Origin of the sequence: Paenibacillus sp. FSL R5-0636 (assembly GCF_037974255.1) — a bacterium.
Lineage (GTDB): Bacteria > Bacillota > Bacilli > Paenibacillales > Paenibacillaceae > Paenibacillus_AQ > Paenibacillus_AQ odorifer.
On sequence record NZ_CP150232.1, the window covers coordinates 3,729,061 to 3,753,004 of the forward strand.

The following is a 23,944-nucleotide window of genomic DNA, read 5'->3' on the forward strand; positions in this document are numbered from 1 at the left end:
TGTTCACAACTGTGAAGGAACCGTTTTGTTCTTACGTAATAGTAGTGGTCGTCCATACAGGACGACAACATCGTTTCTTCTTGATATTTTAGCACTGTTGATAGATTAACATCAAGTATGTAATGCAGAATCACACTTTAGAGAAGCTCGGTACCCTTTGTTTCTTTGCCAAGGAACAATACCGCTAATGCACCGATAATAATTGTTACAAAAAATAACATAAAGATCGAGCCAATCGCCATAGATTTACCTACTAGAACCCCTACCAGCAAAGGTGCGATAATGCCCCCAATCCGGCCAAAGGACGTTGCTAAACCAGCACCTGTGGAACGAATAGCCGTTGGGTACAGCTCTGGCGTATAAGCGTACATGCCACCCCAAGCGCCAAGATTGAAGAAGGATAAACAAATTCCGGCAGCCATCAGCATACCTTCAGTAGTCGCATTTCCGAACCATGCAGCGCTAACCGCAGTGAACAGCATATAGATGACTAGGACAAATTTACGTCCGAACTTTTCAATAAAGTAAGCGGCAGTAAAATACCCAGGCAGCTGAGCGAGCGTCATAATAAGCACATACTCGAAGCTTTTGACCAAGCTGAAGCCTTTAAGTACCATAACTGTAGGCAGCCATAGAAACATGCCATAATACGAGAACACCACCGTAAACCATAAAATCCACAACATAATTGTAGAACGGCGATATTCTGGCGACCATACGGTAGCGATTCGTTTCTTTAAGGAAACGGGTGCCTTTTTAATCTCAGCAAATTTCGGTGAATCATCAATCGCCCGTCTTAGATATAAAGCGTAGAGTGCAGGTACAGCCCCAATTCCGAAAGCTATACGCCAGCCATAATCAGGGATAATGAAGAACGCGATTAATGCAGATGCAATCCAACCGACTGCCCAAAAGCTCTCCAAAAGCACAACCGCACGGCCTCTCTCCTGAGCAGGCATGCTCTCTGAGACCAAGGTAGAAGCGACAGGCAGCTCTCCGCCAAGGCCAAACCCAGCAATAAAACGAAGCACACAGAGGATCGCAAAGCCTGTTGCAAATGCAGATAATCCGCTTGCCGCCGAGAAAATAAGGAGTGTCCACAGCAATACCGGTTTACGACCAAAGCGGTCTGCTAATATTCCTGCCGCTGCAGCACCTACTGCCATACCGACGGAATTAATACTAGTCAATATACCGATCTGCTCCGGTCCCAGATTCCAATCCTTAGCTAAAGCTGCTACAACAAAAGAAATCATTCCGACGTCCATCGCATCGAACATCCAGCTCAAGCCAGCGCTGAAGAGTAATTTCCTTTGTTTCGGATTCCGCAGCAGTGTCATTTGATTCACTTCGAAGCCCCCTTATTTCAACCTGCTAACTAATAAAACTTACTTTTGATTGTTTCACTTATACATTTTAAAATTGAAGTGCTCAAAAATCAAGAAATAAAGCAGCATTAAAGTATTGCCTAGCCAGCGATTGAAAATAACAGGTCTGCACAGAAATTGTGGCGATAAGCAGCATATTACGAACGGATTCTCTCTGCGCTCTCGACAAATGTGTCAGCCGGTTAATTACACGATCTATAGAGCTTTTTAACGAGGTATCTTCTTTCCAAGAGAACTCCTTGTGCAACACTTGATCTACTTTACATTGCGTCTGAATCGATGGATTGCTTTTGATCTCCTCAAAAAGCCCTGCATATGCGTAATACAGCTTGGCCGGTTCAATTAGATCATCATCATCGCGATCCGGCTTTAGGAACATTAGCTGGAACAATTGGCGAATACTTTCAAAGTTAAGGGCTGATTTGAGATCATCAATAATAAACAAAAGCGCCGCCTGATTAACCGAATATTTCTTTCCTTCTTTAGGCGAACCGAGATATTCCTTGAAGTCGCGCTTGACCCAATTTTGCATAGCTGTGACGGTCAATGTGGAATACTCTATAAGATGGCCCAATGAAGCAATTTCACCAAGTGAAAAGCCTTTTACATGGCCGCCTTTAATGATCTTTTGTAATATGGGTGGAACATTGGTTGATAAAAAAGCGGGTAACGAAGTCCCCTTTTGTAATTCTTCACGGTGAAACTTTGCCCATGCCTCTTGGAGGATATTCAGCGGTTTCCGGTCTGACAATCCGGTCAATGAGAGCAGTAGACTGGACATCTCCACACGAGTCAATGCAAATGATTCCATATCTGTTTCCCTCCACCATTTGATATTTTACTGAAAAGTTCGTAGAATAGTTCATAAGAACTCATAATAATGAGTATAACCTATTTTAGGAACGAAAGGGATGGTAAAGATTATATGGGTATAGGACTTAGTTTGACGTTGGTGGTTATTTTGATTATTTTAACCGCTTTTTTTGTAGCAACAGAATTTGCATTGGTGAGACTTAGAGGTAGCCAGATCAGTCAAATGGTGCTTGACGGAAAGAAGAATGCCTTAGCAGTACAGAAGGTATCCGCTAATCTCGATGGCTATTTATCCGCTTGTCAGCTCGGGATTACAATCACTGCGCTGGGTATTGGTGCACTGGCAGAACCTGCATTCGAACAGTTATTGCTTCCGATTTTCGACTGGGCCAATATCAGTTCTAGTGTGAGTCACCCTCTTGCGTTTTTACTCGCATTCATCATTGCAACATTCTTACACGTTGTTGTCGGAGAACTTGCTCCGAAGACGGCAGCTATAAACATTCCGGAAAAAATCGGTCAAATTACTTCACCGCTGATTATTTGGTTCTACAGAATTTTGTACCCTCTCATTTGGTTCATGAACGGTTCCGCTAATATGCTTGTTCGTCTTTTCGGGATGAAACCAGCTAGTGAGCATGGAGACGCGCATAGTGAAGATGAGATTCGTTTGATCTTGTCCGAGAGTTACGAAAGCGGGAAAATCAATAAAGCCGAATATGGCTATGTTAACCGAATCTTTACTTTTGATGAGATGCTCGCCAAAGAAATCATGGTTCCGCGAACCGATATGGTATGTCTTTTTACCAATCATTCGTTGAAAGAAAATTTCGAAATTATCCGCAAGGAGCAATATACTCGTTTCCCTGTGGCACAAGGCAGCAAGGATAATATTATCGGGATGATCAATACAAAACAGCTCTATTTGCAGTATGATAACAATCCTGATTTTGATTTCCAAAGTTTGATTCAACCCGTCCTGACAGTATCTGAGGTTACACCAGTCAAGAATCTTCTAACTCGTATGCAGTTGGAACGTGTGCATATTGCCTTGCTGCTTGATGAATATGGTGGAACATCCGGTCTCATCACGATTGAAGATATTTTGGAAGAAATCGTTGGTGAAATCCGTGACGAGTTTGACGGTGATGAACGCAGAGAAGTCGAAAAAATAAGCGATACTAACTATCTGTTCGATGGTAAAGTATCTCTGTTAGAGGTCAAGGAACTTACAGGGCTTGATTTCGAAGATGAAGAAGTGACTACAGTTGGAGGTTGGGTATATAGTCATATTACAGATCCAGCCATTGGCAAAAGTATTGTTCGTGACCATGTAACATTGACCATCCGCGAGATGAACAGATACCGTGTCCGCAAGGTTGAAGTTGTTATCGAACAATCAAGCAACACTGAATCATCATAAATTACGAAATCATAACCTTTATTCATAAAAAAAAGGATAGAGTCATCAGATTAAATCTGATCCTCTATCCTTTTTTCTTTTGGGAGAATTTTGCTCATATAATATTCGTCCACCCACTCACCATCGATAATAAGAGATTTCCGCTTCGTCCCTTCGATTTCAAACCCGTTCTTGATATATAGCGCCAAAGCAGCTTGATTATGGGTCATGACGGATAACTCAAGACGAACAATCCCATTGTTCATAGCCCAGATGTCCATCTCACGGAACAGGCCAGCTCCAATCCCATTCCCCTGATATTGTTTCTGAATCCCAATCACTATGTACGCGCTATGTCTATTGCGTCTAACACTTCCACCTCTAACAGACAAGTAACCTGCCAAATGATTGTCAACCTCTGCCCCTATAAGAATTGAAGTTTTCCCTGCCAGAAAGCTTTCGAGCATTTCTTTGACCTGACAAAGACTAGCTTGTCTTTCATCCGGTTCCAATAACATAAATTTGGACTCCTGGTCTAACTGATGCTGAAGTCGAAGCAATTCACCTGCATCCTCCGGCACCAGCTCTCTAAGTGTGACCATCATATCATCACTTCCAATCGTAAATAACTATAAATACTTCTTGAACAACTTGCTGGAGCTGCCATCATAACCTAGATGCTCGTAAAAACGATGCGCTTCTTCTCTCTTTGCAGCACTTGATAACATAATCTTAAGGGCTCCCTTGAAGATTGCTACATTCTCGGCATGTCTCATTAGCATTGCGCCATACCCTTTTCCTCGTACTTTTTCAGCCACAATAACTCTTTCTATAACAGCAAAGGGCCTATCGTCACACAAAGCATCCATACAAAAATGAAGATGTAACGACCCGACAATTATTCCTTGTTCTTCGTACACATAAAGAAAACTATCCGGATGATCTGCTATCTGCTTCAGTCGCTCAGGGGATACATGAATAGCTGGATGCTCAGGCAGCAAAATCCGGTATAGTTCTTCAATATTGATAGCGTCTTTGGGCACAGCTTCTCTTATCATTCGTCTACTCCCTTCTATATAACGCTTAACAACGACAGACCATAATCACATTTCCATCGGGATCTTTAAAATTAAACCAATGATCATGTTCGATATCCGTCAGAATCTCTCCTCCGTTGGCCTTTACATAATCATAAGCAGCATCAATGTCCTCGGTGTTTAGATGAAACGAAGGGATGTTTAGAACAGATTCAGCGGTGTAAATCTTACTGTCCAAAACGATGCCCGGTCCCTGCATAGGGACTACATATAAATGGCCGAATAATACCTCTCCATCTAGTGGCAGTCCAAGCAATTGGCAATACCATTGTTTAGATTTCTCAATATCCTTTACCGGAATAAAAACAGCACCAATCTGATTCAGAATCGGACTTATCATCATTAAGAAAGCCTCCTCTTTAAAGTTGACGGATAGGGTGTTATTCTAGAATAATTCGATAAAATATGTCAATTACCTCCCTCCATTTAGGGAAGGGCTGGTAAGTTGTGTTATAATTCTGTGAGCATTACTCCAATATCACGTACGTCAGGAGAATTACATTGGCTAACCTGAACTTCGGTGGTTTTAAAATGACCCCGCCCAAAGTTTTATCACTAGGATTCTTAATCCTTATCACTGCCGGGACTTTTCTGCTTAGTCTCCCGGTCTCCTCAACATCCGGACAAATATCCTTTATCGATGCCTTGTTTATGGCGACTTCAGCCACATGTGTTACAGGTCTTGCAGTCATTGATACGGGAACTCAGCTAACTACCTTCGGACAAGTTGTTCTACTCATTTTATTTCAAATCGGAGGATTAGGCTTTGTAACGATGGCTACTTTGATTACCTTGGTCCTTAATAAACGGATATCCTTGAAAGAGCGAATCCTTTTGCAAGAATCTATGAACCAAAATTCGATGCAGGGAATTGTACTCTTAATCCGTAGAGTCCTGATCTATTCTCTTGTTATTCAGCTGTCGGGTGCCGTGTTGTTTGCTGGAAGGTTTATGATGGATATGCCCTTTGGGAAAGCAGCATATTATGGGATTTTTCATAGTATATCTATCTTTAATAATGCAGGCTTTGATCTCTTCGGTGATATTCATGGACCCTTTAGCGGACTTACTCGTTTTGTAAATGATCCCATTGTTAACTTCACCTCAATGAGCCTCATATTTCTTGGAGGGATTGGTTTTATCGTTCTGTCTGATCTTATGGACTTTCCTAAACGCAGAAGACTCACTCTTCATTCAAAGGTTGTTCTTTGGACTTCTCTTATATTGATTATTATTGGTGCGGGGCTGTTTTTCTTACTGGAGTATAATTCTACGCTGAAGCCCTTGAGTGCAAGCGGAAAGTTTTGGGCGACCTTTTTACAAGCGGTAACTCCGCGATCTGGTGGTGTCACCACCATTGAAGTTCCACTTTTACGGCAATCCACACAATTTCTGATGATTCTATTGATGTTTATCGGAGCTGCACCTGGGTCGACGGGTGGAGGAATTAAGATCACTACATTCGCCGTACTGGTTACTGCGGTAGCTGCACGATTACGGGGGAAAGAAGATATTGTAATGTTTCGCCACCGGATCGCTAAAGAAAATGTATATAGAGCCCTTACCATCACATTAATGTCTCTCATGCTGCTTGTCATCGCTACGATGTTATTATCCTTGACCGAGAGCGCTGAATTTCTAACTGTACTTTTTGAAGCTGTATCTGCTTTTGGAACCTCAGGCTTATCTATGGGCCTTACTCCGGAACTGACTACGGCAGGAAAGGTTCTAGTGATTATCCTGATGTTTATGGGCCGGACCGGACCACTTACACTTGCTTATGCTTTGAAACCAAAAGGTAGTAAAGAACTGTATCGTTACCCAGAAGGTAAGATAACGATTGGATAGTCATGATATGGCCAGCGGCTACCAGATAATGCCGCTGGCGTCATATCAATAATAGTATTATTCTTCCACGATTTCTTGTTGATCAAGTGCCGCATCCAGCAACTGATTGTACACATCATCGTCATTCTCCAGCAATGCATCCGTTTCTAAGAACTGTTCCTCGCTCCCAGGCTCACCCGCAAAGCTTAGACTGTAATCCCATTCCGTTCCTCTTGTACTGAAGAAAGTAATTTCATATGGAGCCTTATGATTTTCGAGAGTGAATACAGTCCTCCCTACATAACTTTTATCTTCTTTACGGCTCATTTCAGCACTTACGATCTCTAAATTCATCCACTTATCTTCCTTCCTATCATCAAATCAGCTACCCTTTCAGTATATCATTGAAATGATTGTAATTCCTTCTCTTTGCTCTGTAAATTCCACGTAATTGACTTTTTTCATCCGGCGGTTAATAATTTAGTACAATGCTTGTAAAGTACTAAACTATTAGTAAATGGAGGAAATTACAATGACTGATTTTCAGGCTAAGCTTAGTAAATATGCAGATTTAGCTGTACAAATAGGTGTTAATGTTCAACCCGGGCAAATTCTAGTGGTGAATGCACCGATTCTTGCCGCTGATTTCGTACGTCTAATTACCGCTAAGGCATATGCCATCGGAGCAAGTTTAGTTAAAGTGAACTGGAGTGATGCGAGCATTACACGCCAACAGTTTGAACACGCTGCGCCAGAGGTATTCACTCAGCCTCCTACTTGGTACGCAGGTGAAATGACTGAATTCGCCGAAAAAGGTGCGGCTATCCTTAACGTGATCGCTGAAGATCCTGATGCACTTAAAGGTATTGATCCAGTACGTATCTCCAATTTTCAAAAAGTACGTGGAGCTGCCCTCACCAAATATCGTGAAATGCAAATGTCCGACAAAGTTAGCTGGAGTATTGTAGCTGTTCCTTGTCAAGCTTGGGCGGATAAAGTGTTCCCTGAGGTTCCAGCCGAAGAACGTGTAGATAAACTCTGGGAAGCCATTTTCCACACCGTGCGTCTTGACCGTGAAGATCCAGTAGCTGCATGGCAGGAGCATCTCGACACCTTAGAACAAAAAGCAAATGTACTCAATGCAAAAAAATATAAAAAGCTGCATTACATAGCACCTGGCACTGACCTTAGCATCGAGCTTCCTGAAGGCCATATCTGGGCACAAGGAGACAGCATTAATGCAAAAGGTCATTCTTTTGTAGCCAATATGCCTACCGAAGAAGTCTTCACTGCACCACTAAAAACTGGTGTTAATGGCACTGTAAGAAGCACAAAGCCACTTAGTCATGGCGGCAACATCATCGATGGCTTCTCTATTAGCTTTGAGAACGGCCGTATTGTAAGTGTTACTGCTGAGCAAGGTCAAGAAGCGCTAGAGCACCTCATTAGTATGGATGAAGGAGCGAAATACTTAGGGGAAGTTGCCTTGGTTCCTCATAAATCCCCTATTTCTGAATCCAACATTCTTTATTACAACACATTGTTTGACGAAAATGCTTCTAATCACCTTGCTATAGGTATGGCTTATGCCTTCTGTTTAGAAGGCGGTAAAGACATGAATCCAGAGCAGTTAATTGAGCATGGCCTCAACAATAGTGTAACCCATGTGGATTTCATGATCGGGTCAGCTGAGATGAACATTTACGGGATAACTGCTGATGGAACTGAAGAACCTGTCTTCCTGAATGGAAACTGGGCGTTCTAATTTAAGCACACAAGAGATACAGGATATTGGGAGGAATAGAAACTATGTTGGATTTCAAGCAAAAGCTGGAGAATTACGCATTGCTGGCCGTGAAGATTGGCGTTAATATTCAACCGGGTCAGACACTCGTTGTGAATGCAGATATTGTATCCGCAGAGCTTGTGCGACTTGTGGTTCGTAAAGCCTATGAAGCCGGCGCGAGACTTGTAAAGGTGAATTATAGTGATGAAGTTGTATTACGTACACGATATGATCTTGCTCCATCCGATTCCTTCCTGGAGCCGCCGCAGTGGCAAGCCGATGAATTAGAGGATCTTGCTAAAAAGGGAGCGGCATTTCTAACCATTATCTCTGCTGACCCGGATCTTTTAAAAGGCGTTGAACCTGGAAGAATTGCCGATAATCAGCGTATCTCTGGGCAGACCCTAGCGCCATATCGTGAGTACTTAATGGGAAATCATGCGAGCTGGAGCGGTCTTGCCTTCCCATCAGCCTCTTGGGCTGCAAAAGTGTTCCCTGACGCTCCATCCGAGCAGCAGGTTGAACTGTTATGGGATGCCATCTTTAAAGCCACACGTGCGGATCAGGACGATCCTATTGAAGCATGGAGCCGCCATTTAGATGGACTCAAAACTCGTTGCTCTTCCTTGAATGAAAGTAAGTTTCGCAAGCTGCACTATACAGCACCTGGTACAGATTTAACTATTGAGTTGCCGGAAGGACACATCTGGTGTCAGGCTGGAGCTGTGAACGGTAAGGGCGTCCCTTTCTTAGCCAATATTCCTACGGAAGAAGTGTTTACTGCCCCTTTGAAGTCTGGTATTAATGGTAAAGTGAGCAGCACTAAGCCACTTAGCTACGGCGGCAATCTAATCAATAACTTCACGCTGACCTTTGAGAACGGTAAAGTGATTGATTTTACTGCTGAAGAAGGCGCTGAAACTTTAGCATCACTAATCGCGCTGGATGAAGGCTCTTCCTATCTTGGCGAAGTTGCTTTGGTACCTTTCCACTCTCCGATTTCTGAGAGCGGTATTCTTTATTACACTACGTTGTATGATGAGAATGCCTCCTGTCATTTGGCTTTAGGTGCAGCTTATGCCTTCACAATTCAAGAAGGAATTACGATGACTAAGGAACAGCTGTTGGAAAAAGGAATGAATCAAAGCCATACCCATGTTGACTTTATGATGGGCTCTCCTGAAATGAATATTGACGGAATTAACGATGATGGAACAACAGTACCTATCTTCCGTAATGGGGATTGGGCTTAAGGCTTAAACAACACCCGTTAGATCCTAGATAGAACCAACTTCAAACAACCCGCTTAGCTCTCTAATTAGAGAGTAAGCGGGTTGTTTTTGTTTTAACAACAACATTTCTGGTGGTAAAATGCCCAAATTTGAATAATTGTTCAATATTTGTTCACACTATTGTTGATTTCCGTTCACAAATATGTCACAATACAATTAAGGATTGAATTTCCAAGGAGGGGATTATCATGTTGAGAGACCCAGTATCCAAAGAAGTTGACAGCATCGAAGAAGAACAGCTAGAAATTCAACCACCGGTAGATTCAAGAATTGTTGCATCTAATGCTATTAAATACACTGCCTATGTTATGCTGCTTTTTGGATTCTTGTATTTCCTGATTGCTTACTTGGCGCCTATGTTGGAACCTTAATGTGATGGATATAACTTTATTGGAAAACGCTTACGGTTAATCACTCTCTATGGAGTAGTGATTAACCGTTTTTATTAATTCCATGAGAATGCTTTGTTTGTCCAAGCTATTGCTGTAGGCGACCATACCCCGTTCATCTTCGATTGTATCCAAGCTATGGCCTCTTCTCTATCCCCTTCAAAAGCGGATAAACCGTTATCTGACATCCAGTGACTGACCGTCTCGAACGAGGTACTGCTCCAACCATTTACTTCACCTTCATCATTCAGACGTTGCTGGATGCCTGAGATCACCATATCTAAAGATCCTTGCAGCTCAGTAACCGCGTTATCGAAGGCTGTTTTCTTTTCTTTTGCCTTCATATCAGCCTCTGCCCGAAGTTTACGTGTATCAATACCTTCATGTTCACGAACAATCTGCAGCAAGGTCACAGCTTCTTTACTAGCCAACCCATCCTTATACCGCTCTTCAATAGATTTGGTACTGCCTGCTGCTGCTACAAATGCCGGGAACCACTCCCTTGAGACCAAAATAGCCTTTTTCTTGATAAACTTTCCGTATCCTGCAAGGCCCTCACCTGGAAACTGCGCACGCCATGACCACGGATCTAAATCTGTTCCAGTATGCCAATTCTCGGGCTTAGTTAAGCCGTTTAAAGACGGGTGCCCGGGGATGAGCGCAGCAAGCGGTAAAATCCCCAATTTCGCAATAACCTCTGCTGTTTCCCCATAAGTGGTGACACTACCTTGTTCATATTCCTGACCCATTTGTTCATCATCTCCTAGATCTAATTTAATCAGATTTCATATTTCCAATTCCGGTTATAAAAGTGCTAATCAAGCGGGTTAGACTCTCGTTAGTATCGAGCGCCATACCGAATCCACCCTTTTGCTCCAATGAGGCGAATCCATGCAGGATACTCCGTAATCCCCTTACGGCATGAAGTTCTCCTTCTTCGCCTAATTGATAACTCTTCATCACCTGAATTATAAACTGCAAAATATGCTCACCAGCCGCTTCAAGCTCCGTGTTCTCCTGCTCAGGCGCTCGTAGTGTAGTCTCATACAGACCTGGTCTACTCCTAGCAAAATCCACATATGCCCGGCCCATCGCGTGTACAGCAGCATCTCCATTTAATCCTTCAGCTGCGTTCGACATGCTTGTAAATAATAACTCTAATCCGTAAATGGCGAGCCCAGTCCGCAAATCCTGCAGTCCATTTATATGATTGTATAATGACGGGGAACGAACACCTAGTTTACCTGCTAATGCAGCCAAGGTAACGGCCTCTATACCTTCATCATCGGCAATTTCTGCTGCTCTAATCACTAGTGTGTGACGATCTAATCCTGCTCTAGGTGACATTTAATTACTCCTATCCTGAATCATTTGTGCCTTACGTATGGCTTTCTCCATCTCCTGCTTTGGCGCTTTAAGTAAGTTGCCGTGACCAACAGCAAGTAAAGCTGGAGATAACTCTAGAAGCTTAATCGCACTATTCAGAGCTTGAGCTTTATTCCATGTAGCCATTGCTGGAAAAGGAAACAGGGGGATGATGGTTCCAGCCACCGCAGTTCCCCGGAAGGTCTGAAGAGCATCCCCAACGATTACAGCACCGCTGCGTGAATCAAGGAAAGACATAGAGCCGGGGGTATGTCCTGGAGTGTGAATCGCTGTTAATGATCCAATGGTATCCCCTTCGTGGAGAAGGACATCTGGCTTGGTAGCTATCTTCTTCGGCACGCCTCCCTTAATAGGGGTCTGAGGTTCTCCTTCCCGAAGTGAACGATCTCCACGTAGTAATGCCGAATCTCGCTCAGAGATGTACACCTGAGCCTCTGGAAGTTGCTTTTTTAGTCCATCCAGTGCCCCTATATGATCATCATGCGCATGCGTTAAGATTATGCGTGTAAGCTTCTTATTTAGCTTCACTTCAGTATCCATAATTCCTTTTAGACTAAATGGCATAGCGGCATCTATTAAAGTTAATCCATCCTTTTCCTCAATAATGTAACAATTCACTGGAAAAAAATTTGGCATCCAAGTCAACTGCAATAAATGACCTTCACGTGTTACTCTCATCCTTACCCCTCCGATAAACTAATGGTATTAGCTTAAATATAAACTAATGATATTAGTTTTGCAAGAGATTGTTATCTTTAATCTTTAATCTTTAATATTTAACTCTCAATGTTCTTGTCAGCATTTTTGTTGGATTTATTAATTATGTACCACATCGCCCAAGTGATCCCTATGAAAAAAACAACCGCCCCCACGAGAGTACTCGATATATTTTTTCTAATATCCACTTCACCCGCTTCTCTAAAATCAAGCAAAAATGTTAGCGTGGCCCAAATAATCGTGCTGATAACACCCGATATTAAATGAATCTTCTTAAACCGTCTGAGTTCTCCTTCCTTACTCGGCAGCAGGTATATCCCATCTTTGACACAACGAACGGTAACATACAAGCAACCTAACAGCATAATCCCAAAAGTATCTACCCAATATTTGATGTCCCATTCCAGGATAAATACTTTTACCAAAAGGCTGATCATAAATCCCACTAACACAATCAATAATCCGTGCGTACTAAACTTCTGAATTTCTGTGATAATTCGTTCGTCTTTAATCTTTGGCCCTTTCACAACTAATCCTCCCAAAAAATATCGTTTAATGACGTATCTAACGCCTTGCAGATGGCTATGCACAGCTTAATCGTCGGGTTATAGTTACCAGCTTCAATCAGGCCGATCGTCTGCCGTGTAACCCCTACAACTTCCGCTAACTGTTCTTGGGAAAGATTCTTTTGGATCCTTGCCAGCTTTAACTTGATGTTTTTGTTCTCTCCCACTCCATAACCTCCCTTTAATGTTTGTGATGCATTCCATTTTCCACCATTGTAATCTATATCGGTCATTATGTACATTATATATTACATTTGTTTATTGGGATCAACATTTCACTTTAGGATCGACGTGTCATTTTAGGATCCAGACTTCATTTTCCATTCCCTCTCCGTCAGGAAATACTTTCTCCCCACCGTTGGATCAAATGGTGAAGAGTGATTGTAACTGAGTCCATAGCCAGTCAGCTGCGATGCCTAACTCGCCGCCTTTGCTAGTATGTAAGTACACTTTTGCCAATAGTTCGGACTCAGATGACCTTATTATGCAAATTCGAGTGTTTTCTGCGGGTTATCGGACTCAATTGCAGCTATTTACTCAAAACCACACCAATTCTGCGCCTTTACAAGGTAATAAGAGCTATGGGGTCCGATACTTCTACAAAATGACTCAAAAAGCTCAAATAGCTGCAATACAGTCCGCAACATGAGGTTCTTTAGTTAGTTTAGGTTAGTTTGGGGTTAGTTTGGGGTTAGTTTGGGGTTAGTTCGCTTATTCGCCGTTGCATCGGACTGAGGAGTCCTTATTTCGTATATTTGCAGCTAATTGACGTGCTATCGGACCCAGTTGCAGCTATTTACTCATAACCACACCAGTTCTGCACAGTTACATGGTTATAAGAGCTATGTGGTCCGATACTTCTGCAAAATGACTCCAAAAGCTCAAATAGTTGCAATACGGTCCGATGCGGAGGTCAGTAGGATATCACTAGGGAGCCCGTAGGAGGTCTGTATGAAGCCCGCTGGAGGTCAGTAAAGATCATTAAGAAGTAAGTAGAAGGTTGAGCCACATCAGCAGAGGAACCAGCAGCGAAACGTGATCAGCACCTAGCACCCAGTAGCCCTCCCCCTACTATCGCTAGTCAAAGTAACAAAAAAAAGCATCCCTAAGGATACTTTTGATCTTTCGATGCTTTTGATCTTTCGATCTTTTTGATATTTCGACGCTTTTTCGATGTTTATGATCTTTCCGCTTTTAATATACGAATGCCTTCGACTTTCCTTATTCCACTACGCCATTCTCTGGATAGAAGTCTACGATCTTCAGCAGCTCCGAAGCGTCTGTGCGTGGACGGCTGTCAGGTACAGTTTCCGGATATCCGGCATGGATCATGGCTACAATTTTTTCGCCGGGCTTCACACCAATTTTAGTGCGGAATTCAGGGTTGTTGATGTATGGATCAGTCTTCCAAATCGTTCCTACACCTTGTTCCCAAGCTGCGAGCTGGAAGTTCTGTACTAGTGCGGACGCTGCTGCAAAATCCTCGTCCCACTCTCTTTGCCGAGGATCTTCAGGCATCACTACGATTACTGTTAATGGAATATTCGAGATATATTCTTTACGTTTAGCAGCCACTTCTGGATCAGCTATAGCACGTTTTACAAAAGCAAATGCAGATTCAGCTAGGAATTTCGAACCTTCCCCTTGAAAAGCAATAAATCTCCACGGCTCACGCACACCATGATTCGGTGCCCATACCGCTACATTTAATAATTCCTCTAAAAGGCCTTGTGGAAGTGGATCTTTTTTAAAAAGCTTAATCGAGCGTCGTTCTTTTATTATTTTGGCCACACTATTCTGTTGAGTCTTCTGAGATTGCGTCATAAGATCCACTCCCTAATATAGCAATAATGATAATCATTATCACAAATGATACAGCATCTTTCTGCCTTTTGCAAATAATAGGCAACCATTCGAATCACAACTCTTGAATTCACAAAAAAACACCGTTCCCGAAAGAACGATGTTCACAGCTTCAGCCGAATCGGCCCATGATATATTCTTGCGTCATTTGATTCTCTGGATTGGTAAAGACTTTATCCGTCTTATCATATTCGACAAGGGAGCCTAGATAAAAGTATGCGGTATAATCAGAGATCCGAGCTGCCTGCTGCATATTATGTGTCACAATAACGATGCGAAGCTCTTCTTTCAACTCCTTGATTAGCTCCTCTACTTTACCTGTGGAGACCGGGTCTAGAGCTGATGCTGGTTCGTCCAAGAGCAGAATTTGCGGGTTAACCGACAACGCTCTAGCAATACAAAGGCGCTGCTGTTGTCCACCGGAAAGTGCAAGTGCTGAATCTTTTAAACGATCCTTTACCTCATCCCACAATGCTGCTTTGCGAAGACTGCTCTCAACAATCTCATCAAGAGCCTTTTTGCCTTTAATGCCGTGATACTTAGGTCCAAAAGCGATGTTATCGTAAATCGATTTATAGAACGGATTTGGCTTTTGCCATACCATCCCGATCTTCTGACGCAGCTTAATCACATCCGTACCCGGAGCATTAATATCCACTCCATCAATCCAGATGCTTCCTTTTGTTTTTGAGCCAGAAATTTCGTCATTCATCCGGTTCAAAGAACGAAGAAAGGTTGATTTACCGCAGCCGGATGGGCCGATCAGTGCAGTAACCGTATTTTCAGCAAATGGAAGGCTTATCCCCTTTACTGCCTCATATGTTCCGTAAAAAATACTCAGGTCTTCGGTTTGAAAAGATTCACGCACTGCTGTTGCCGACGTTCCCATCGATTACTCCTCCTACATCTCTACTTTAATTTGTATGATTAGTTCATTCTTTTTGAAGCTGTAAGCTTACGATAAATAAATCTTCCGAAATAACGTGCTGCCAGATTGAAGATTAACACCATAATTACAAGCACCGCCGAAGCTCCCGCAGCAATCTGTGCAGCATCTGGAGCTAGACCTTCACTGTTGACCTTCCAAATGTGGACAGCCAGCGTTTCCGCTGGACGGAAGGGATTCAGTGGCGAATTCGCACTAAGTGGATTCCAGTTGGTGAAATCCAATCTAGGGCTACTCATTCCTGCTGTGAACATCAACGCAGCTGCTTCCCCAAAGACACGGCCAGCGGACAAGATAGTACCTGTAATAATTGTAGGTAATGCTACCGGAAACAACACCGAGGTAACAATTTTCCACTTGGATAATCCTAGTGCAAAACCGGCCTCTTTTTGTTGTTTTGGAACACTACGAAAAGCTTGCTCCGTAATCCGCACCATCAGTGGTAGATTAAAGACCGTCAATGCCAATGCACCGGAGATTAAGGAGAAGCCTAGATTGAAATAGTTAACAATCAGCAATAGACCAAACAAGCCGACTACGATGGAAGGGAAAGATGACAATACTTCAACAATCAAGCGAATAAAGCCGGTAATCTTACCGGGACGAGCATATTCCGCCATATAAATACCGGCACCCAGTCCAAGCGGAACTGTAATAATAAGTGTCAGTACTAACAGGAATAAGGAGTTAAATAGCTGTGGTCCGATCCCTCCACCTGCACGAATCTTTTGCGGTGCGGAGAAAAGAAAATCCCAACTGATATGGCTTAAGCCTCTAAAGAGGATATATCCCAAAAGTCCAAGTAGAATGGCAACGATGAGCATCGCGAAAAATACAATAAGACTGGTGGCAATTTTATTTACGGTTCTCGGCTTCAAATTTTATTTCTCCTTTCAAGCATTCTCACAAAGAAGACAAATACGAAAGTCATCAGCATGAGAACCAGTGCCATACTCCACAGTGCATTATTGTGAGGTGAGCCCATGGTCGTGTTCCCCATACCGAGTGTGATCACACTGGTCAAGGTAGAAGCTGACTCAAAGAGTGATTTTGGTACGAATGGCGCGTTCCCGATAACCATTTGTACAGCGAGTGCTTCACCGAAAGCACGAGCCATTCCCAATACAATCCCTGTCATTATGGCAGGAAAGGTTGTTGGAATAATCACCCGCGAAATCGTCTGCCACCGGGTGGCACCAAGCGCATAGGAAGATTCTTTTAAGTTTTGCGGCAATGAAGCCAGCGCGTCTGCAGCCACGCTTGTAATCGTCGGAAGAATCATTACCGAGAGCACAAGCGCGCCTGCAGCTACCCCGATGCCTTGGCCCGGCAGGTTGTTGCGTAGAAACGGTACAATTACACTTAATCCGATGAAACCATATACTACCGAAGGAATCCCTGCCAAAAGCTCAATAACAGGTTGAAGTAATTTTTTGCCCCACCCTGGAACAATCTCAGTCATAAATAACGCAGCGCATAAGCTAAGTGGACTAGCAATCAATGCGGCAAGCAAAGTAACCAGAAAGGAACCCGAGATAAATGGAAAAGCTCCGAAGGAAGGCGTATCCGCTTCTGGCGACCACTTTGTACCGAATAAAAATTCAGAAACTGTAGCATTACCACTTGTGAAGGTTGAAATTCCTTTAGACGCTACAAAATATACCATCGATACAATGATTGTTATCAACAGTAATACACAGAAGGACATATAAGTACGTCCAACAAAATCTTCAATATGATGTTTTTCGAATCGTGAGTTCTTTAGTTTCACCCTCAATTGCTCCCTCTTTCTAAAGTGAAAAGAGAGGCAGATGTATCCGCCTCTAATCACTTGAGATTCTAATCAATAACATTGCCTAGAATTTAATTACTTAGCGGTAACAGTTCCTGCAACGTCGCGAACAACTTGCATTTTAACAGCTGGGATGTATCCAAGTTCAACAACTTCACCAGTTTGCACTTCGTCAGTTAAGAAAAAGTCGAGGAATGCTTTTACTGTCGCGTTAGGTTCACCATTTGTGTACATATGCTCGTAAGCCCACACTGGGTATTTACCAGAAACAACATTATCAACAGATGCTTCCACACCGTCAAGACTAAGTGTTTTAATGGAATCATCCAGGTAAGAAAGAGCAAGGTATCCGATTGCCCCTGGAGTTTCACCGATCATTTTCTTAACCGTACCGGAGGAATCTTCTTGAATCGAACCTGGGATATCTTCTGTTTTGGTTCCAAGTGCAAAGCTTTCAAAGGTTGCACGAGTACCGGAGCTGCCTGGACGGTTGATGATTTGGATTTTTTGATCCGCTCCGCCTACTTCAGACCAGTTAGTGATTTTACCAGTGAAAATGTCCACCAGTTGTTGTTTAGTTAAGCTATCCACACCAGCATCAGGATGAGCTACTGCTGCTATCGCTACTACTGCTACTTGATGATCTACGAGTGCTGCTGCTTTTTCTGCATCTGCATCTTTTAATTTTTCTTCTGCGAATACGTCAGAGTTTCCGATATCTACTTGTTTCTCAGCTACTTGAGTAAGACCAGTACCACTGCCACCGCCTTGAACTTGAATGTCCACGCCAGTGTTTTTATCCATGAAATTCTCTGCTACCAGCTCAACCAAGGGTTGTAATGCTGTTGAACCAGAAGCCAGAATCGAACCACTTATTTCAGCGCCGCCGCTTCCTTCGTTAGTTGCTGCAGCGTTTCCTCCTGTGTTGTTTGCCCCGCCGTTACCGCAAGCCGATAGTGCCAGTACGCTTGTTAAAGCCAAAGTCATGATCCAAGATTTTTTGAATTGCATTGTTTTGTCTCCTCCTAAATGGTTTGTTAGCATGGCTCCCTGATCAGTTCATACCAAACTGGCTTCGAAAGCTTTAACATGGTGTTGTGGAGCTTGGCCCCCATATGCATGGTTACTGTAAAAGTTCATCAAACGCATATGTTATATGTTGTCCGGGACTTCTTGGCCCCTCTGACTCTTCTTATTCTAGAGCTCGTTCGTTAGAGAAACTTCTTATCTTTGTAAAGTGAACGAAAAAAATACCAATATAAAGTGTATATCTGTATAGATATAATCTATAATGGAGATATAATTTGTAATCCAACTTAGCATTATGTGGAGGAAAGTCATGAATATTATGAAATTGAACATCGTAGTTCTAATTGAAAAATATAAAAAGGTAACCGATGTAGCCGCAGAATTAGGCCTTAAACAGCCTACTGTTTCTTTTCATATGAAGAATCTGGAGGCTGAGCTCGGAACCCCTCTATTTCTTTACCGCAGCGGAAGAGTGCTGCTTACGGATGCTGGGCGAGCCCTTTATCAATACGCCCTCAAAATCGTTTCCCTCACAGCAGAAGCTGAGCGTACAGTCAAACAATTTTCTTCCCCCTCAAAAGGAACATTAGAGCTGGAAGCCAGTTTTATTCCTGCAACTTATATTTTACCTAATGTGTTAATCCAATTCATGAAACTCTATCCGGGGATTAACAACTCCTTGACGGTTCAAAGCGATGCTTTGTTACGCGAACGTCTCCGTAGTCGGGATATTCAGATGGCCATTTTACATACTTCGGATTGGCAGGACGAATCTTTTGATTTTCAGCTTATTGTCCGTGATGAACCTGTCCTAATTTTTGCACCGGGTCATCCATTTGAAGGCCTAGAGAAATTAACACCTGAACTAATTGCCAATGAGCCGTGGATTCAGCATGAGCAAGGATCTTGTTTACGAGGGTATGCCGATCAATGGGCACAATTCAATCAAATCCGTTTATGGAACCGATCCGAGTTGAATTCTCCAGAAGTGATTAAGCAGCTAGTTAGCGGGAGTGACTGTGTTGGCATATGTTCTAAAGCGGCGGTTAAAGCTGAGATTGTGCTAGGCAAGCTTAGCTATGCTAATCTGCCAGGGATTCTGCCTGAAAGCGGTGGGTTTGTGCTCGGCTGGCGTAAAGATCATATTTTAAAACCGTTGCAGCAATCCTTTGTTGACCTTGTTGAGTCTCTTACCCCTTAAACAAAGGGTAGCTCCTAAAGCCACGAATGGTTTAAGGAGCTACCCTTTGTTTATTCTATAAAAGGAAACATTAATTTCTCATTTTCACTTAAATACATATTCTCCTTCGTGATGATCACGGAGCCTGTGTCTATTATCCGTTCCACTTTTTCACCCTCAACAGCTTCAATCGCCGTCTTCACAGCTAAGTACCCCATATTAAAAGGCTTCTGCATAACCGTACCAAGTAAAATCCCTTTTTCGAGAAGCTTCACCTCATTGCTAGAATTGTCGAACCCAAATAATTTCACTTTGTCCTGAAATCCCATATCCATAATCGCCTGCCCAGCACCTAGTGTAGAAGGTTCATTAAGACCTATTATCCCCTTTAGATTTGGCTCGTCCTTTAGTAAATCAACAGTTAACTGGTACGCTTTTCGCACGGAACCATCACTGTATAATGTAGGCTGCACATCATGAACTCCATTCTCTAAAAGGGCATCACGAGCTCCTCTTTCCCTCTCGATTGCGGTGGCAGAGCCTTGTACAAAGTTAACGATAGCGACTTTATCCTCTGGATCGATATATTTTCTTAACTCCTGCCCTGCCTTACGTCCTGCTTCATAATTATCTGTAGCAATAAAACTCTCTGATACACCACCGCTCAAGCCCGAATCTACAGTAATAAGTGTAATGCCAGCAGATTTGATCTTTTCTGCGATTGGAATGAGGCGATAATAATCCGTAGCTGATAAAATAATGGCGTCAGGCTTCCTCTTAATGGCTTGCTCCAGCAGTTCTATCTGTTGATCTACATCAAGCTCTGTATCCGTTCCAACCGTGCGAACCTCTGCGCCGAACTCCTTAGCCGCTGTTGCCACACCTTGTTTCACCACTTCCCAGAATTCAATACTGCTGTCGATAGTCTTGGGCACATAAATAATGGTCCTAACCTTTGCGTCAAGCTCATTTGTAAACATACGATAGGCTAATGAACCCAAAGTAACAATGAAGAGCAGCAGCAGAGTATACAGGCCAATTTTTGACCGTAAAGCGCTCATTAACTCTCCTCCTCATAAATCACAGGTATTCGTAAAGTCGCCGTCGTTCCTTCCTCCATCTCGCTTGCAAAAGACAAACCGTATTTCACACCGAAATACAGCTGGACACGATGGTTCACATTCGCGACACCTACACCGCTGCCAGTCTTGAAATCTGATTTTTGCAGCAGTACCTTACCCATCTGCTCTTCATCCATCCCAATACCGTCATCAATGATCTGTACGATAATATCGTTCTGTTCTTGTCTTGCCCGGATCAGAATGTGCCCTTGCTCAGGATTATGTTTTATGCCGTGATAGATCGCATTTTCAACCAAAGGCTGAAGTACCATTTTTAAAATGCTGCAGGTTAGGATATCTTCTTGTACCTCTATGGAATAAGTGAATTTATTACGATAACGCATGTTCTGAATCGTTAAATAGTGCCGAATATGCTCTAATTCTTTGGCCAGCGGAATCAATTCCTCACCCTCACCAATTGTTGAACGGAGCAGCTTGGATAGAGATGAAGTCATCTCCACCACTTCCTCCATCTTTCCTGTCTCTGCCATCCAAATAATCGAATCAAGTGTATTGTACAAAAAGTGAGGTTTAATCTGCGCTTGCAGCGCCTTCAGTTCACTCACACGCTTCATCTCTTGCTCCAAGACGATCTGACCCATTAACTCTTTAATCTTCATGATCATAAGATTAAACGTACGAGCAAGCTTGCCGATTTCATTCGTGCTCTCAATCTCTACGCGTATGTCAAACTCTCCACGTTCCGCTTTTTTCATATTCAGCTCCAAATTCTTCAGCGGTTTGGTCAGTGCGTACGAGAGAAATATCGATATAGCCATAGCAAAAATCAAACTAATTGCTCCCCATAAGGCGGCGGTTCCTTGCATACGTTGCTTGTTCGCGACCAAATCATCCGGATAAGTGACTCCAACTATTTTCCAGCCAAAGCTGGTAGTGTCCACAGTGTACAGTTTCTGGTCATTCCCCGTGTTAACCGTAACAGATCCACTCTTGATCCCAAGGACCGTCTCCAATTGTTCGAACTTGAGCTGGGAGTAGATCAACTGCTGTTGTGGATGATAGACAAGGCTGCCTGCGGGATCGACAATAAAAACATAACCGCGCTTTCCCAGTTCGATTTGTTTACATAGATTATTAATTACACTGTAATTGAGATCTACGAGCAGTACACCTTGTTGATCCGCTTCCGTCATAGCATTCGCATTCGTGAGTTTTCGGCTGATCGAGACTACCCACCGGTATTCATCTTGAAAGATGTGCTGCACATGTGAGGAAGAAACTGCAACGTCAAGTTGATTCATAGCTTTTTGATACCAATCTTGAGCTATTAGTTCAGGAAGCGGTTTCAAAACAGCATGCTGTCGATCCGAAACAGTCATGCCATCTGAGTCTGCATATAATATAGAGGAAATATCCGAGCGGGACTGAACGACTGACCGGAGATAATGACTGGCAAGCAGTTTATTCTTAAGCGCTTCTTCTTCATCTAATTTCGAGCCTTTTATATATTTCTCTAGATCACTGCTAGTTAACACCAGAGCAGCTATGCTCTCCATATTGCCAATGTAATTCTCGATATTCAGTTTTACTTGTTCTATTAATTGTGAAGTGTAGGCTACAGAATTGCCCTTGACCGCGGCTGAGGACAGGCGATAGGAAGTATAACTCAGGACAATAGTTGTGCAGAGGATAAGAAGTGAAAAGGAGACAGCAATATTAGTATGAATACTTCGGCTGCGGAAAAAGCGCTGTGATCTCATAGAGAGAGATTCTCCTTCTGCCGGTGTCGATATTCCTTCGGTGTGCTTCCTACATTACGTTTGAAAATAACACTAAAATACTGTGGATCAGCATAACCAACTCTGGCAGCGATATCATATGTCTTCAACTGTGTGACCGTAAGGAGTTCTTTTGCTTTTTCCAAACGGAGTCGAGTCAGATATTCTATAAATGTTTCTCCGGTATGCTGTTTAAAAGTTGCACTGAAATAACTGATGCTCATAAAAATATGGCTACACAGCTCATTGAGTGAAAAGCTGTCATTACAATAATTCTCGCGAATATAAGCTTCTGCGGCTTGCATCTGAGAAGTCCGAACCGTTGTTCTCTGTTCCGATAGTTTAAGTATCAGCTCATGGCAAGTCCTCTCCAGATAATTTCTAGCTTCATCTAAAGTCTTAAGCGCAGCAACCTCTGCAAACATATTATGCGAAACAACTACTGTATTTGGGAAGCCGATGTCGACCACATAATTCATCAAAGAAACCAGCAGCTGATAGATGCTGCTACGGCAGCCTTCTATAGAGGAGGTATTACTTTTAAGCTCCTGAAACCACTTCAATAGAATTTCCGATACAGCAGAGGCTTTACCTGTCTTTAAAGCGGATATGAATTGCTTTTCCCATGAGGTGAAATGCGCCTGATCCAATCCCTTGCCAAACTCAAGATCCTGTATGGAGATAACTTTATCTATGCCTAAAAGGTAACGATATTCTATGGAGGAGACCGCTTCTTGGAAGGATAGTGGAATTTGTTGTACAGTATTATATTTTCTACCGATGCCTATGGTTGATGACAGCTTCAAATATTTATTTAAGCTACTCTGGACTTGCTCTGCAAGAAGCTGCGTTGCTACTTCTAACGTCTCTGAACTGCCGGATCTTATCGCAGCGATTTTTCCATCTCTCGTCTGGAATACCACTCCGTCTTGCTCTTTCTCCAGCTGCTCCTGAACAATGTTAAAGGCTCCGAAACGCAGTAGCTCTGCATCAAAAGCTAGGTCCTGGCTTCGTTTCTCAAGTTCTATATCTATAACGAGCGCAAGGTACACTTGACCCTGCAACTGAATATGAAAATAACTCAATTTATTCTCGATTTCTTCGCTTTTCATTCGAGTAGTTACCAGCTGCTCCAAAAATCGTTCCCGCAGCAATGGAAGACTCTGATTAAGTTGCATACGAAGCTTAACTAAATTCGCTTTTTGTAGATGCTCTTCATCTAAATCCTGCTTCATCTTACTTAGAAATTCAGCAAACTCACGTGCATTAATCGGTTTTAATAAGTACTCAGTCACCTTCAGTGTTATGGCCTGCTTCGCATATTCGAAGTCCTCATATCCAGTGACGATAATGACCTTCATATCCCGGTACCTATCCATCACAGCTCTGGCCAATCCCAGTCCATCCATAAAAGGCATACAAATATCAGTAATAATTACGTCAGGCCGATGCTGCTCGATCGCTTCCAGCGCATCTCGGCCATTATCGAAATCACCAACCAGCTCAAACCCATATTTACTCCATGTGATCTTCTGTTTGATCCCTTCGCGAACCTCATCTTCATCATCAACCAGAATTATCTTATACATCCAACACCTCCACAACTTTAAA

Annotated in this window: 25 protein-coding genes; 6 read left to right on the plus strand and 19 right to left on the minus strand. The window is 42.8% G+C overall.

Annotated elements, in window-relative coordinates:
- Nucleotides 1-137 precede the first annotated feature (137 nt).
- Nucleotides 138-1,349, minus strand: coding sequence for an MFS transporter (locus MKX34_RS16820; RefSeq protein ID WP_094900681.1), 1,212 nt, complete (start codon nucleotides 1,347-1,349; stop codon nucleotides 138-140).
- Nucleotides 1,350-1,431: 82 nt separating this feature from the next.
- On the minus strand, nucleotides 1,432-2,199 hold the full coding sequence (locus tag MKX34_RS16825) for a DUF1836 domain-containing protein (protein WP_036676915.1): 768 nt from the start codon (nucleotides 2,197-2,199) through the stop codon (nucleotides 1,432-1,434).
- Between the two features lie 114 nt (nucleotides 2,200-2,313).
- Between MKX34_RS16825 and MKX34_RS16830 the strand changes: the two genes are divergently transcribed.
- A complete protein-coding gene (locus MKX34_RS16830; RefSeq protein ID WP_076296603.1) occupies nucleotides 2,314-3,624 on the plus strand; it encodes a hemolysin family protein in 1,311 nt (436 codons plus the stop codon).
- Nucleotides 3,625-3,674: 50 nt separating this feature from the next.
- Here the strand turns inward: MKX34_RS16830 and MKX34_RS16835 are convergent, their stop codons facing one another.
- The 3 genes from MKX34_RS16835 to MKX34_RS16845 are packed head-to-tail and all read right to left on the minus strand — an operon-like array spanning nucleotide 3,675 to nucleotide 5,040.
- The gene (locus MKX34_RS16835; protein ID WP_076296602.1) at nucleotides 3,675-4,208 is read right to left on the minus strand and encodes a GNAT family N-acetyltransferase; all 534 of its coding nucleotides are present in this window, start codon (nucleotides 4,206-4,208) and stop codon (nucleotides 3,675-3,677) included.
- A gap of 24 nt (nucleotides 4,209-4,232) precedes the next feature.
- A complete protein-coding gene (locus tag MKX34_RS16840; protein ID WP_076106756.1) occupies nucleotides 4,233-4,661 on the minus strand; it encodes a GNAT family N-acetyltransferase in 429 nt (142 codons plus the stop codon).
- Nucleotides 4,662-4,686: 25 nt separating this feature from the next.
- Nucleotides 4,687-5,040 (minus strand): VOC family protein, encoded by a 354-nt coding sequence (locus MKX34_RS16845; protein WP_036677380.1) that lies wholly within the window; start codon nucleotides 5,038-5,040, stop codon nucleotides 4,687-4,689.
- Between the two features lie 191 nt (nucleotides 5,041-5,231).
- Here MKX34_RS16845 and MKX34_RS16850 point away from each other — a divergent pair, with 191 nt between their 5' ends.
- Entirely contained in the window at nucleotides 5,232-6,548 is a 1,317-nt protein-coding gene (locus MKX34_RS16850; RefSeq protein WP_036677378.1) for a TrkH family potassium uptake protein, read from the plus strand.
- Nucleotides 6,549-6,605: 57 nt separating this feature from the next.
- On the opposite strand, the gene MKX34_RS16855 is transcribed toward MKX34_RS16850, so the two are convergent.
- Complete coding sequence (locus tag MKX34_RS16855; protein ID WP_038571400.1) at nucleotides 6,606-6,881, minus strand: hypothetical protein; 276 nt, start codon at nucleotides 6,879-6,881, stop codon at nucleotides 6,606-6,608.
- A gap of 178 nt (nucleotides 6,882-7,059) precedes the next feature.
- Between MKX34_RS16855 and MKX34_RS16860 the strand changes: the two genes are divergently transcribed.
- The 3 genes from MKX34_RS16860 to MKX34_RS16870 all read left to right on the plus strand — a co-directional run bounded on the left by MKX34_RS16860 (nucleotide 7,060) and on the right by MKX34_RS16870 (nucleotide 9,976).
- Nucleotides 7,060-8,292 carry an aminopeptidase gene (locus tag MKX34_RS16860; protein ID WP_038571402.1) on the plus strand — a complete coding sequence of 411 codons (1,233 nt, stop codon included), beginning with the start codon at nucleotides 7,060-7,062 and terminating at the stop codon, nucleotides 8,290-8,292.
- Between the two features lie 44 nt (nucleotides 8,293-8,336).
- On the plus strand, nucleotides 8,337-9,566 hold the full coding sequence (locus MKX34_RS16865) for an aminopeptidase (RefSeq protein ID WP_076143602.1): 1,230 nt from the start codon (nucleotides 8,337-8,339) through the stop codon (nucleotides 9,564-9,566).
- 227 nt (nucleotides 9,567-9,793) lie between these two features.
- Nucleotides 9,794-9,976 carry a hypothetical protein gene (locus tag MKX34_RS16870; RefSeq protein WP_036676895.1) on the plus strand — a complete coding sequence of 61 codons (183 nt, stop codon included), beginning with the start codon at nucleotides 9,794-9,796 and terminating at the stop codon, nucleotides 9,974-9,976.
- A gap of 74 nt (nucleotides 9,977-10,050) precedes the next feature.
- On the opposite strand, the gene MKX34_RS16875 is transcribed toward MKX34_RS16870, so the two are convergent.
- The 10 genes from MKX34_RS16875 to MKX34_RS16920 all read right to left on the minus strand — a co-directional run bounded on the left by MKX34_RS16875 (nucleotide 10,051) and on the right by MKX34_RS16920 (nucleotide 18,275).
- Nucleotides 10,051-10,743, minus strand: coding sequence for a hypothetical protein (locus tag MKX34_RS16875; RefSeq protein ID WP_076296601.1), 693 nt, complete (start codon nucleotides 10,741-10,743; stop codon nucleotides 10,051-10,053).
- Nucleotides 10,744-10,768: 25 nt separating this feature from the next.
- Nucleotides 10,769-11,341 (minus strand): TetR/AcrR family transcriptional regulator, encoded by a 573-nt coding sequence (locus MKX34_RS16880; protein WP_036676889.1) that lies wholly within the window; start codon nucleotides 11,339-11,341, stop codon nucleotides 10,769-10,771.
- On the minus strand, nucleotides 11,342-12,058 hold the full coding sequence (locus MKX34_RS16885; RefSeq protein ID WP_076296600.1) for an MBL fold metallo-hydrolase: 717 nt from the start codon (nucleotides 12,056-12,058) through the stop codon (nucleotides 11,342-11,344).
- 98 nt (nucleotides 12,059-12,156) lie between these two features.
- Nucleotides 12,157-12,624, minus strand: a complete 468-nt coding sequence (locus MKX34_RS16890) for a DUF6773 family protein (protein ID WP_038571413.1) — start codon at nucleotides 12,622-12,624, stop codon at nucleotides 12,157-12,159.
- A 2-nt stretch (nucleotides 12,625-12,626) separates the two neighbouring features.
- Complete coding sequence (locus MKX34_RS16895) at nucleotides 12,627-12,830, minus strand: helix-turn-helix transcriptional regulator (RefSeq protein ID WP_036676881.1); 204 nt, start codon at nucleotides 12,828-12,830, stop codon at nucleotides 12,627-12,629.
- 1,054 nt (nucleotides 12,831-13,884) lie between these two features.
- A complete protein-coding gene (locus tag MKX34_RS16900) occupies nucleotides 13,885-14,487 on the minus strand; it encodes a nitroreductase (protein ID WP_052097075.1) in 603 nt (200 codons plus the stop codon).
- 151 nt (nucleotides 14,488-14,638) lie between these two features.
- Nucleotides 14,639-15,415: a phosphate ABC transporter ATP-binding protein PstB gene (gene pstB, locus MKX34_RS16905; protein ID WP_036687516.1), complete on the minus strand. Its 777-nt coding sequence runs from the start codon at nucleotides 15,413-15,415 to the stop codon at nucleotides 14,639-14,641.
- Nucleotides 15,416-15,453: 38 nt separating this feature from the next.
- Nucleotides 15,454-16,350 (minus strand): phosphate ABC transporter permease PstA, encoded by an 897-nt coding sequence (pstA, locus tag MKX34_RS16910; RefSeq protein WP_036687518.1) that lies wholly within the window; start codon nucleotides 16,348-16,350, stop codon nucleotides 15,454-15,456.
- The gene (gene pstC / locus MKX34_RS16915; protein WP_036687519.1) at nucleotides 16,347-17,249 is read right to left on the minus strand and encodes a phosphate ABC transporter permease subunit PstC; all 903 of its coding nucleotides are present in this window, start codon (nucleotides 17,247-17,249) and stop codon (nucleotides 16,347-16,349) included. The genes pstA and pstC overlap by 4 nt, the downstream gene beginning before the upstream one ends.
- A gap of 90 nt (nucleotides 17,250-17,339) precedes the next feature.
- The gene (locus MKX34_RS16920; RefSeq protein WP_036687522.1) at nucleotides 17,340-18,275 is read right to left on the minus strand and encodes a phosphate ABC transporter substrate-binding protein PstS family protein; all 936 of its coding nucleotides are present in this window, start codon (nucleotides 18,273-18,275) and stop codon (nucleotides 17,340-17,342) included.
- A 328-nt stretch (nucleotides 18,276-18,603) separates the two neighbouring features.
- On the opposite strand from MKX34_RS16920, the gene MKX34_RS16925 reads away from it, so the two are divergent.
- Nucleotides 18,604-19,494: a LysR family transcriptional regulator gene (locus MKX34_RS16925; protein WP_038571421.1), complete on the plus strand. Its 891-nt coding sequence runs from the start codon at nucleotides 18,604-18,606 to the stop codon at nucleotides 19,492-19,494.
- Between the two features lie 50 nt (nucleotides 19,495-19,544).
- Here MKX34_RS16925 and MKX34_RS16930 read toward each other — a convergent pair whose 3' ends face one another.
- From MKX34_RS16930 to MKX34_RS16940, 3 genes are read right to left on the minus strand one after another with little or no spacing between them, the layout of a single operon-like run.
- A complete protein-coding gene (locus MKX34_RS16930; protein ID WP_076296599.1) occupies nucleotides 19,545-20,534 on the minus strand; it encodes a substrate-binding domain-containing protein in 990 nt (329 codons plus the stop codon).
- Complete coding sequence (locus tag MKX34_RS16935) at nucleotides 20,534-22,315, minus strand: sensor histidine kinase (protein WP_076296598.1); 1,782 nt, start codon at nucleotides 22,313-22,315, stop codon at nucleotides 20,534-20,536. Before MKX34_RS16935 ends, MKX34_RS16930 begins: the two co-directional genes overlap by 1 nt.
- A complete protein-coding gene (locus tag MKX34_RS16940) occupies nucleotides 22,312-23,922 on the minus strand; it encodes a response regulator (RefSeq protein ID WP_076296597.1) in 1,611 nt (536 codons plus the stop codon). Before MKX34_RS16940 ends, MKX34_RS16935 begins: the two co-directional genes overlap by 4 nt.
- Nucleotides 23,923-23,944: the final 22 nt, after the last annotated feature.

Coding starts and splice junctions, on each gene's coding strand:
- pstB (WP_036687516.1), bottom strand. CDS start 15,415: ATGGGAACGTCGGCAACAGCAGTGCGTGAATCTTTTCAAACCGAAGAC.
- MKX34_RS16850 (WP_036677378.1), top strand. CDS start 5,232: ATGACCCCGCCCAAAGTTTTATCACTAGGATTCTTAATCCTTATCACT.
- MKX34_RS16875 (WP_076296601.1), bottom strand. CDS start 10,743: ATGGGTCAGGAATATGAACAAGGTAGTGTCACCACTTATGGGGAAACA.
- MKX34_RS16830 (WP_076296603.1), top strand. CDS start 2,314: ATGGGTATAGGACTTAGTTTGACGTTGGTGGTTATTTTGATTATTTTA.
- MKX34_RS16900 (WP_052097075.1), bottom strand. CDS start 14,487: ATGACGCAATCTCAGAAGACTCAACAGAATAGTGTGGCCAAAATAATA.
- MKX34_RS16825 (WP_036676915.1), bottom strand. CDS start 2,199: ATGGAATCATTTGCATTGACTCGTGTGGAGATGTCCAGTCTACTGCTC.
- MKX34_RS16870 (WP_036676895.1), top strand. CDS start 9,794: ATGTTGAGAGACCCAGTATCCAAAGAAGTTGACAGCATCGAAGAAGAA.
- MKX34_RS16840 (WP_076106756.1), bottom strand. CDS start 4,661: ATGATAAGAGAAGCTGTGCCCAAAGACGCTATCAATATTGAAGAACTA.
- MKX34_RS16865 (WP_076143602.1), top strand. CDS start 8,337: ATGTTGGATTTCAAGCAAAAGCTGGAGAATTACGCATTGCTGGCCGTG.
- MKX34_RS16835 (WP_076296602.1), bottom strand. CDS start 4,208: ATGATGGTCACACTTAGAGAGCTGGTGCCGGAGGATGCAGGTGAATTG.
- MKX34_RS16925 (WP_038571421.1), top strand. CDS start 18,604: ATGAATATTATGAAATTGAACATCGTAGTTCTAATTGAAAAATATAAA.
- MKX34_RS16860 (WP_038571402.1), top strand. CDS start 7,060: ATGACTGATTTTCAGGCTAAGCTTAGTAAATATGCAGATTTAGCTGTA.
- MKX34_RS16880 (WP_036676889.1), bottom strand. CDS start 11,341: ATGTCACCTAGAGCAGGATTAGATCGTCACACACTAGTGATTAGAGCA.
- MKX34_RS16885 (WP_076296600.1), bottom strand. CDS start 12,058: ATGAGAGTAACACGTGAAGGTCATTTATTGCAGTTGACTTGGATGCCA.
- MKX34_RS16930 (WP_076296599.1), bottom strand. CDS start 20,534: ATGAGCGCTTTACGGTCAAAAATTGGCCTGTATACTCTGCTGCTGCTC.
- MKX34_RS16855 (WP_038571400.1), bottom strand. CDS start 6,881: ATGAATTTAGAGATCGTAAGTGCTGAAATGAGCCGTAAAGAAGATAAA.
- MKX34_RS16920 (WP_036687522.1), bottom strand. CDS start 18,275: ATGCAATTCAAAAAATCTTGGATCATGACTTTGGCTTTAACAAGCGTA.
- MKX34_RS16845 (WP_036677380.1), bottom strand. CDS start 5,040: ATGATAAGTCCGATTCTGAATCAGATTGGTGCTGTTTTTATTCCGGTA.
- MKX34_RS16935 (WP_076296598.1), bottom strand. CDS start 22,315: ATGAGATCACAGCGCTTTTTCCGCAGCCGAAGTATTCATACTAATATT.
- MKX34_RS16940 (WP_076296597.1), bottom strand. CDS start 23,922: ATGTATAAGATAATTCTGGTTGATGATGAAGATGAGGTTCGCGAAGGG.